Annotated in this window: 8 protein-coding genes; 2 read left to right on the top strand and 6 right to left on the bottom strand. The window is 68.6% G+C overall.

From position 1 onward, the window contains the following. The 5 genes from AB0M02_RS46420 to AB0M02_RS46440 all read right to left on the bottom strand — a co-directional run bounded on the left by AB0M02_RS46420 (position 1) and on the right by AB0M02_RS46440 (position 6,239). Positions 1 to 2,331, bottom strand: a complete 2,331-nt coding sequence (locus AB0M02_RS46420; protein ID WP_364238939.1) for a glycoside hydrolase family 2 protein — start codon at positions 2,329 to 2,331, stop codon at positions 1 to 3. After that, positions 2,328 to 3,140, bottom strand: coding sequence for a carbohydrate ABC transporter permease (locus AB0M02_RS46425; RefSeq protein ID WP_364238940.1), 813 nt, complete (start codon positions 3,138 to 3,140; stop codon positions 2,328 to 2,330). Before AB0M02_RS46425 ends, AB0M02_RS46420 begins: the two co-directional genes overlap by 4 nt. Next, positions 3,137 to 4,003, bottom strand: coding sequence for a sugar ABC transporter permease (locus AB0M02_RS46430; protein ID WP_364238941.1), 867 nt, complete (start codon positions 4,001 to 4,003; stop codon positions 3,137 to 3,139). The genes AB0M02_RS46425 and AB0M02_RS46430 overlap by 4 nt, the downstream gene beginning before the upstream one ends. Then, a complete protein-coding gene (locus AB0M02_RS46435; RefSeq protein WP_364238942.1) occupies positions 4,000 to 5,301 on the bottom strand; it encodes an ABC transporter substrate-binding protein in 1,302 nt (433 codons plus the stop codon). Before AB0M02_RS46435 ends, AB0M02_RS46430 begins: the two co-directional genes overlap by 4 nt. Before the next feature lie 119 nt (positions 5,302 to 5,420). Then, complete coding sequence (locus AB0M02_RS46440; protein ID WP_364238943.1) at positions 5,421 to 6,239, bottom strand: substrate-binding domain-containing protein; 819 nt, start codon at positions 6,237 to 6,239, stop codon at positions 5,421 to 5,423. A gap of 36 nt (positions 6,240 to 6,275) precedes the next feature. Here AB0M02_RS46440 and AB0M02_RS46445 point away from each other — a divergent pair, with 36 nt between their 5' ends. Continuing rightward, entirely contained in the window at positions 6,276 to 7,445 is a 1,170-nt protein-coding gene (locus AB0M02_RS46445; protein ID WP_364238944.1) for an ROK family transcriptional regulator, read from the top strand. On the opposite strand, the gene AB0M02_RS46450 is transcribed toward AB0M02_RS46445, so the two are convergent. Next, the gene (locus AB0M02_RS46450) at positions 7,418 to 8,182 is read right to left on the bottom strand and encodes a UDP-galactose-lipid carrier transferase (protein ID WP_364238945.1); all 765 of its coding nucleotides are present in this window, start codon (positions 8,180 to 8,182) and stop codon (positions 7,418 to 7,420) included. The genes AB0M02_RS46445 and AB0M02_RS46450 overlap by 28 nt on opposite strands. Positions 8,183 to 8,242: 60 nt before the next feature. On the opposite strand from AB0M02_RS46450, the gene tyrS reads away from it, so the two are divergent. Next, positions 8,243 to 9,496, top strand: coding sequence for a tyrosine--tRNA ligase (gene tyrS, locus AB0M02_RS46455; RefSeq protein ID WP_364238946.1), 1,254 nt, complete (start codon positions 8,243 to 8,245; stop codon positions 9,494 to 9,496). Positions 9,497 to 9,829: the final 333 nt, after the last annotated feature.

The following is a 9,829-nucleotide window of genomic DNA, read 5'->3' on the forward strand; positions in this document are numbered from 1 at the left end:
TCATTGGACCGATGACAGATCGGTGAGCACCCAGGGCGCCTTGACCGAGGACGGGTCGAGGTCGATCGGGGCGCGCACCTTGAACACCGTGGACTCGCCGGGGAGCAGGGTGACGAATCCGGTGTCCACGACCGCGTCGGGGTGGATGCGGTCGGGCTGGAGGAGGACGTCGCGGGCCAGGCGGGTGGCGTGCACGTGGACGTCCAGGCCGCCGGGGACGGCGGTGGCCTCGATCGTGAGGCCGGGATCGGTGATCTCGGTGTCGTCTTCGAACCACAGCGCGCGGGCGCCGTCGAGTTCCGCGACGACGGTCGATTTGTCCGATATTTCGACATAGCCGACCGAGCGCGCTTCCACATTGATCGTTTGTGCGCGCGCGTTGATCTTCAGCTCGCCCTGCCAGGGGGCCGGGCTGTCGTTGAGGACGGCTACGACCAGGCCGCCGTCGCGTGGCTGGATGGTCAGGCGCCGCTCGGCGTAGAGCTCGCGCAGCGCGAACCAGAGCGGCTTGAACCGGCCGGCGCCGTCGATCGCCGCCCAGGACGTGACCGGCCAGAGGTCGTTGAGCTGCCAGACGATCGTGCCGGTGGTGTGCGGCCAGTGCGAGCGCCAGTGGTCGATGCCGGTGGTGACCGCGCGGACCTGGTTGAGCTGGGTGAGGTAGTGCCAGGCCTCGGTGCTCGACGGCGGCGCGAAGTACGGTGCGAGCCCGCGGGCCAGCTTGCCGTTGCCGTCCTGCGCCTTCTGGTGGTGCAGCACGCCGGGGGAGTCCGGCAGCAGCGGCTCGTCGGAGACCGCGTCGCGCAGGGTCCGCCAGGCCGGCGGCGCCTGCCAGCCGAACTCGGCGACGAACCGCGGCGTGGTGTCCCGGTAGTGCACGTAGTCCTGGCGGTTCCACACCTCCCAGGAGTGGAAGGTCTGGTGCGCCGGGTCGTTCGGTTCGAGCTCCCGGGAGCCGGACCAGGGGCTGCCCGCCTGATACGGCCGGCTCGGGTCCAGCTCGGCCACGATCGCCGGCAGCACGTCCAGGTAGTAGGCCTCGCCCCAGGTCAGGTCGCCGCCGGGCCGCTCGGCCCAGCGCTCGGCGCCGCGCAGCCACAGGTTCTCGTTGTTGCCGCACCAGGTCACCAGGCTCGGGTGGGCCGCGAGCCGGGTGACGTTCTCCCGCGCCTCGGCGATCACCTCGCTGAGCAGCGGCTCCTCCTCGGGGTAGCAGGCGCAGGCGAACGGGAAGTCCTGCCAGACCAGCAGCCCGAGCTCGTCGCAGATCTCGTAGAAGTCGCGGCTCTCGTACACGCCGCCGCCCCAGACCCGGATCAGGTTGACCCCGGCCGCGGCGGCCTGGCCCAGCCGCAGCGCGTAGCGTTCCCGGGTCATCCGGGACGGGAAGATGTCGTCCGGGATCCAGTTGACGCCCTTGACCAGCACCGGCTCGCCGTTGACCTCGATGGCGAACCGTGTCCCGGCCGCGTCCTTCTCCTGGTCGATCGCGACGGTGCGGAACCCGGTCCGGCGTTCCCACCGGTCCAGTTCCTCGTCGCCGATTCGCAGGACGACCGTGAGTGTGTAGAGCGCCGGCTCGCCGTAGCCGCGCGGTGCCCACGGGGTCACACCGTCAACCTTCAAGGCATGCCTGCCCGGTTCCACCGTGGCGATCTCGCGGCCGTCGATGAGAACCTGCGCGGTGAGCGGATCGTCGGCTACACGCTCCACCTCGACGGTCAGGTCGATATGACCGGAATCATCGCGATAGGTGCACAGCGGGCGGACGTTCGACAGGCGCGCTGTGCTCCAGCCCTCGAGCCGGACCGGCCGCCAGATACCGGCGGTGACCAGTGTCGGGCCCCAGTCCCAGCCGAAGCTGCACGCCATCTTCCGCACGTACTGATAGGGCTCGGGGTATGAACCGGGCCGTTCCCCGAGCGCGTCGCGAACCCGTTCCGCCTCGGTGTACGCCGACGTGAAGCGCACGCTCAGCGGCATCGGCCCGTCGAGCAGCTCGGTCACGTCGAACCGGTACGAGCGGTGCATGTTGCGGGTCTCCCCGAGCATGACGCCGCCCAGCTCGACCCGGGCCACCGTGTCGAGGCCGTCGAAGACCAGGTCGATCCGGTCGTGCTCGGGCCCGTGCCAGGCGACGTCCCGCTCGTACGTCCAGTCCTCGCGCCCGACCCAGGCGACGGCGGTCTCGTTGTCGTCCAGGAACGGGTCGGGAAGCCGGCCGGCGTCCAGGAGGTCGGTGTGCACGCAGCCGGGGACCGTCGCCGCGACGACAGCGCCGTCGGCTCCACGCAGGCGCCACGCGCCGGACAGGTCTTCCACTGTGTTCATTTGGTCGCTCCCGCGGTGATGCCGTTGTAGATGAAGCGCTGCAGCAACAGGAAGATCACGACCGTGGGAAGGATGACGATCATGGTGCAGGCGGCGATGGTCTCCCACTGCGCGCCGTACGGGCCCTTGAAGCGGAACAGCGCGGTGGAGATGACGCTCAGGTCGGGCGAGCGCAGGTACAGGAAGGGGATGTAGAACTCGTTGTAGATCGCGATGCCCTTGATGATCGCCACGGTCGCGATGGCGGGCTTCATGAGCGGCAGGACGATGCGGCGGTACACGGTGAACCGGGAGGCGCCGTCGATCATCGCGGCCTGATCGAGGCTGGGCGGGATGGACTGCATGAACTGGATGAAGATGTAGATCGAGATGATGTCGGTGCCGAGGAAGAGCACGATCGCCGAGCCGGGGGAGTTGACCAGGCCCATCGACTTGACGATCTGATACGTCGCGACCTGGGTGGTGACGCCGGGGACCAGGGCGGCGACCAGGAACAGGCCGAGGACCAGGCGCTTGAAGGGGAAGGTGAAACGGCTTATCGCGTACGCCGCCAGCGTCCCGATGAAAATCGTGCCGGTCAGCGAGATCGCCAGGATGACGGTGGTGTTCCAGAAGCCGAGCAGCATCCGCCCCTGTGTCCAGGCGGTGGCGAAGTTCTCGAAGTGGAACCAGTTCTGCGGCGGGGTGAGCGGCCCGGTGGTGCTGTACTCGCTGTGTGTCTTGAACGCGGCGAAGAGGACCACTACCAGTGGGAGAAGCACGATTGCCGAGGCGGCGACGAGCGACGCGTATTTGAGCACATTTTTCATGACAACTGCACCTCGTCGTCGGGCACGAGCCGCCGCTGGATCCACGTCACGAGCAGCACGATCAGGAGCAGCACCACGGCCATCGCCGACGCCAGCCCGATCTGCCGGAACTGGAACGCCGTCTCGTACGCCTGGACCACGAACGTCCTGGTCCCGTTCGCGCCGCCGGTCATGATGAACGGGATCTCGAAGACCGACAGGCTGCCGGAGATCGCCAGGATGAACGAGAGGCTGATGATCCGCCGGATGCCCGGGACGATGATGTGCCGCACCTGGTGCCACCGGTTGGCCCCGTCGATCTCCGCCGCCTCGTAGATCTCGGACGGGATGGACTGGATCGCGCCGAGGAAGAGCACGAAGCTCAGCCCGGTGAACCGCCAGACCGAGGTGCCGGCCAGGGAGATGTTCGCGATGTCCGGGTCGCCGAGCCAGTACCGCGTCTGATCGCCCAGCCCGATCCAGCGCAGCACGGTGTCGAGCGTTCCGTCCGGCTGGAACAGGTAGAGGAAGACGAACCCGACGGCGACGCCGTTGAGCAGGTAAGGGAAGAACAGGATGCCCTTGAACAGGTTCTTGAACCGGGTGTTGAACGACAGGATCACCGCGAAGTACAGGGCGATCGCGATCTGCGCGAAGGACGCGACGAGGTAGTAGAGGCTGATCAGGAAGACCCGCCAGTACCGCTCGTCGGTGAAGACCCGCACGTAGTTGTCGAGGCCGACCGGGTCCATCGTGACGTCCAGGCCGTCCCACGAGTGGAAGCTGTAGAACAGCATGTTGCCGACCGGGACGTACGTGAACGTGATCAGCAGCCCCAGCGCCGGCGCCAGGTACAGCCAGGGCAGGTAGCGGCTTCTCGTCATCCCATGACCTGCGACTGCGCCTTGCCCCACCGCTCGTTGAGCTCGGCGAAGTAGGAGTCCTTGTCACCCTTGGCCGCGCCGCGGGCGATGTCGACCAGCTTCTGCCGGTAGATGTTGCCGGCGAGGTCGATCTCCGAGGACTTGATGATCTCGTCCTCCTTGCCGCTGTTGGTCACCGCGGCCGGGAGCTCCAGCAGCTCCACGCCGGTGGCCTGGAAGTCCTTGAGCGCCGGCGGGAGCTCCTGGCCGGTCACCGGCGGGATGGCCTGCTGGTCGGCGGCGAATCCGGACTCGGCGACGAACCAGTCCAGCCAGGCCCGTGCGGTCGCCTTGTTCTCGCTGGTCCGGCTGACCGCGGCCTTGTAGTCGCCCTCGATGCGGGCGTGGAACCTACCGCCGGTCTGGTACGGGAACGGCCAGAACACGATGTCGTCCGGGTTGGCGCCGGCGGCCTTCGCGGCGTCCTTCATCTGCGGTACGGCCCAGGAGCCGAGCAGCATCGTGGCCACCTTGCCGGTGCCGAGCATCGGCTTGGAGGCCTCCCAGTTCGTGGTGAGCGGGTCGGGCTCGCTGAGCTTGCCGCGCACGATGTCGAAGAGCAGGCCGTCGGTGATGTACTGGATCTTCCCGGGCTGCCAGGGGCTGGGATCGGTGGGGAAGTTCTCGTTGGCGGCCGGGTCGCCGAAGATCGCGCGCTGGCTGTTGAAGAAGCTGAGCGGCCAGCCGTCCTTGTAGTTCGTGTAGAACGGGACGGCCTCGCTCTTGTCGGCGATGGCCCTCATCCCGGCCAGGAACTCCTCGGTGGTCTTCGGAGGCGCGGTGACGCCGGCCTCGGCCCAGACCCGCTTGTTGACCACGAACCCGTTGGCCACGCCGCCCAGCGACAGCCCGTAGACCTTCCCGTCGTACGCCTTCTCGTCCACGAACCGGTACGTGGCTTTGAGCTCGTCGACGCTGCCCAGCGGCTCGAAGAACTGTCCCAGCTGATCGACCGCGACGGTGTTGGGGATCAGCAGCACGTCGCCGTAGTCGCCGGAGCTGAGCTGGGTCGTGACGTCGCCCTCGTAGTTGGTGACCGCCTCGAAGGTGACCTTGGTGCCGGGGTACTTGGCCTCGAACTTCTTGGCGTACTCCGGCAGCGTGGTCTCGGCCAGGTCGGTGCGGTTGGTGAGGACCGTGATGGCGCCGGTGATCGCACCGCTGCCGGCCGGCTCGTCGCCCGCCCCGCCGGTGCAGCCGGTGACGAGGGCCAGCGTGGCGGCCGCGCCGAACCCGAGGAACTTCCTTCTATCGATCATGACAAGTCCGTTTCTGTGTCCGTTGGGGGCACAGCATGGTTCCGCCGTTACCGGCCTGTCAAGGTTAGATTAATAATTTATGTAGTCGGAGGTTGCGCGCCGACCGGAGTCAGCGCAGGTCAGCGCGTGCTGTCGCGAACGACGACCTCGGCGTGCGGCGCCTCGTAGACCGCGACCGGTGCTCCGTTCAGAGCGTCCAGAACAGCTCCGGCGGCCAGCTCGCCGATCCGTTCGACGTCGTGGCTCATCGCCGACAGCGCCGGCATCGCGAGCTGGCACTGGGTCGAGTCGTCCCACGCCACCACGGACACGTCGGCCGGCACTCCCAGTCCTCGCTCGGCCGCCGCGGCCAGACCACCGAGAGCCATCACGTCGTTGTCGAACACCAGCGCCGTGGGACGCCGGCCCAGCAGCTCCGCCGCGGCGGTGTGCCCACTCTCGTACGAATAATCGCCCTCCGCCAGGAGAAGGGTGACCCCCCGCTCAGCCGCCTCCGAAACGAATCCCCCGCGCCGCATCTGGGTGTGCGCGAACTCCAGCGGGCCGCTGACGTGCCCGATCACCTCGTGCCCGCGCTCGGCGAGAAAGCGCACCGCGGTGCGCGCGAAACCCGCGTCGTCGGTCCACACCGTCGGCAGTCCCGGCGCGGTCGACGGGTCGCCGATCACCACGGCCGGCAGCCCGAGCCCGCCCACCAGGTCCACCCGCGCGTCGGCCGGGCTCAGGTCGACGAGGATCACCGCGTCCACCCGGCGCTGCGCCGCCCACCGCTCGTAGACCGCGCTCTCCGCGTCCCGGTCCGGCACCACGCGCACGAGCACCGAGACCCCCTCCGGGGTGAGCACACGCTCCAGGCCCTCGATGAACTCGTGGTAATACGGCTCCGCGCCGAGCACCTGCGCGGCCCGCGCCAGCACCAGGCCGACCCGTCGTGTCATGTGCGCTCCCTTTTCCGCAGGCAGTACGGTACCGCCATGGCCCGTCGTGAAACCTCCGTGGCCGGGCCCGGCAGTCGCGCCCTCATCGTCGACATCGTCCGCTCCGCGGTCACCATCAGCCGCGTCGAACTTGCCGACGTCACCGGGCTCACGCAGCCGTCGATCTCCAACCTCGTCCGCGAGCTCATCGCCGAGGGCATCATCCACGAGATCGGCTCGGCGGACTCGATCCGCGGCAAGCCCCGCAAGCTGATCGCCATCACCCCGGCCACCCGGTTCGGCATCGGCTTCCACCTCGGCCCGGACACCGTCACGTGCGTGGCGGTCGACCTGACCGGCGGCGTGGTCGGCCGCGAGGTGGTGCCCCGCACCGACGCGCTCGCGACCCGTTTCGCGGAGTTCACCAGCGGCCTCGACCTGCCCCGCGACCGCATCGAGGGCCTGGCGGTCGTGGCGCCCACGCCGTACCCGGGTGAGCCCGCGCCGGACCTGGCCGCGGTGCGCGCCGACCTGTCCGAGCAGCTCGGGCTCCCGGTGCTGGTGGAGAACGACGCCGCGGCCGCCGCGCTGGGCGAGTTCTGGAGCCGCCGGGTCTCCCGCGAGCAGGCGTTCGGCTGCATCTACCTGGCCACCGGCATCGGCGCCGGGTTCGTCTTCGGCGGGGCGCTCTTCCGGGGCGCCAGCTTCGACGCCGGCGAACTCGGCCACCTCTCGATCCACTACGACGGGCGGCCCTGCCCGTGCGGCAACCGCGGCTGCGTCGAGCGGTACGCCTCGATGGACGCGATCGTCGCCGCGGCCCGGGGAAACCCTTCGCTCAGTGCCCGTCTCGGCCTCGGCGACCCGGCCGCCACGCTGTCCCGCTCGCACGACGCGATCGCCCGCGCGGCGGTGCACGGCGACCCGGCCGCGTTCGCGGTGATCGACGAGGCGGCCGGTTACCTGAGCGCCGCGGTGACCTCGATGGTCAACCTGCTCGACCTCGGGCGGGTGGTGCTCACCGGGCCGGGTGTCGCGCTGGCCGGCTCGATCTACGCCCGGCGGGTACGCGACCAACTCGAGCGCACCGCGCACTCACGGCAGCGGCACGGCGTGACGGTCGAACTGTCCGCGCAGCCCCGCGACGCGGCGGGCATCGGCGCGGCCGCGCTCGTCGTGCAGGCCGCGGTGGCACCCGGTCACACGCCCGGCGCGTCCAGGTCGTAACCGAGCTTCGTCAGCCTCGTCTCGACCACGTGGCAGACGTGCTCCACCACCGCCAGCCGGGCATAGGGCTTGCTGTCACCCGGAACGACGGTCCAGCGGGCCCTGGGCCGATCGGTCTTCGCGATCATGTCCTCGATCGCCACCTCGTAGTCCGGCCGCTTCTCCCGGTTGCGCCAGTCCTCGTCGGTCAGCTTCCAGGTGCGCAGTGGATCGCCGGCCCGGTCCTCGAAACGGCGCAACTGCTCGTCCTCGGAGACGTGCATCCAGAACTTGATCAGGATCATGCCCTCGGCCGCGAGGGTCCGTTCGTACTCGACGATCTCCTCGTACGCCCGCTTCCACTGCTCTTTCGTGGCGAAGCCCTCGACGCGCTCGACCAGCACCCGGCCGTACCAGGAGCGGTCCAGCACGGCCATGCCGCCCCAGCCGGGCAGGACGTTCCAGAATCGCTGGAGGAAGTGATGGCGCTTCTCGTCGTAGGTGGGAGCGGCGAACTGCGCCACCCGTACATGACGGGGGTCGAGCGGCGCGACCAGCCGCTTGATGGCGCCGCCCTTGCCGGACGCGTCCCACCCCTCGAAGAGCACACAGAGCGGCGGCCCGATCTTCTTCGCGCCGATCTGCCCGCCCAGGATCAGCCGCAACCTGAGCAGGCGCTCCTGCGCCGCCTCCAGCCTGGCCTCGGCCTTCTTCTTGGCGATGTCGAACGGCGGTTCCGCGCTTCCGAGGTGACCCATTCGCCTAGCATCCCGAAACCCGGTGTGATCCGCACAGGGGGGTGCGGGACAATTCCGTGCGTGACTCTCGTAGACGACCTGTTGTGGCGCGGACTGATCCAGGACTCGACCGACCCCGCCGAGCTGCGAAAAGCGCTCGACGGCGGTTCGATCACGTTCTATGTGGGCTTCGACCCCACCGCCGCCTCCCTGCACGTCGGTCACCTCATGCAGGTCTGCACCGCCCGGCGGCTTCAGCAGGGCGGGCACAAGCCGCTCCTGCTCGTCGGCGGTGCCACCGGCCAGATCGGTGACCCGCGGGAGTCCAGCGAGCGCAGCCTGAACCCGCCGGAGGTGGTGGAGGGCTGGGTGCAGCGGATCCGCTCGCAGCTGTCGCCGTTCGTCTCCTACGACGGGGAGAACGCGGCGACCCTGGTGAACAACCTGGACTGGACCGGCCCGACCTCGGTCATCGACTTCCTGCGCGACGTCGGCAAGCACTTCCCGGTCAACAAGATGCTGGCCCGCGACGTGGTGCGCAACCGGCTCGAGTCCGGGATCAGCTTCACCGAGTTCAGCTACCAGTTGCTGCAGTCCAACGACTTCTACCAGCTGCACGTCCAGCACGGGTGCCTGCTGCAGTTCGGTGGCTCCGACCAGTGGGGCAACATCACCGCCGGCGTCGACTTCGTCCGTCGTCGCGGCGCCGGGCCGGTGCACGCCTTCGTCACCCCGCTGGTGCTCAAGGCGGACGGGACCAAGTTCGGCAAGACCGAGGGTGGCGCGGTCTGGCTCGACCCGACCATGACCACGCCGTACTCGTTCTACCAGTTCTGGATCAACAGCGACGACCGCGACGTGAATCAGTACCTTCGCTACTTCAGCTTCAAGTCCCGCGAGGAGCTGGAGGAGCTGGAGAAGGCGACCGCGGAGCGGCCGCAGGCTCGGCTCGCGCAGCGAGCCCTCGCCGAGGAGATCACCGCCCTGGTGCACGGTCCGGAGGAGGCGCGCCAGGCCATCGCGGCGAGCCAGGCACTCTTCGGGCGAGGATCCCTGGAGGAGCTCTCCGCGGACACGTTGCGCGCCGCGTTGGCCGAGGCAGGGCTTTTTACGGTACGCGGTGAGCTTCCCACCGTGGGTTCGCTTCTGCGGGAGTCGGGCCTGGTGGCCAGCGCCAACGAGGCACGGCGCACGATCAGCGAGGGCGGGGCGTACCTGAACAACGAACGGATCACCGACGGTGAGGCGGTGGTGCCGTCGTCGGCGCTGCTGCACGGGCGGTTCCTGGTCCTGCGGCGCGGTAAGCGGACGTTCGCCGGTGTCGAGGTCGTCTGACCTGGGGTTTCGCGTCTGTCGGCCCGCTGTGACCCACGTCGCAGCGGGCCGATTTGGTGTGGGGGACACGTGCCTGTAATGTTTCCCGAGCCGCCAGGGAGACGGGCGAGCGAGCGGGACCTGATTTTGGGGCCCGGCCGGCCGTCCTGACGGAATTCCTAATGTTGATCGTGCGGTTGTCGATGGTGCGATTTGACGGTCAGGAAATAGCTAGTAAAGTAGAGCGAGTGCCCCGGATGGCAGAGAAATTTGCCGGATGGTGTGTGGTTGTTCTTTGAGAACTCAACAGGGTGCTTGATAAGCCAGTGCCAATTATGGCAATACCCCGGCTCA

It is taken from the genome of Actinoplanes sp. NPDC051861 (genome assembly GCF_040681145.1).
GTDB lineage: Bacteria > Actinomycetota > Actinomycetes > Mycobacteriales > Micromonosporaceae > Actinoplanes.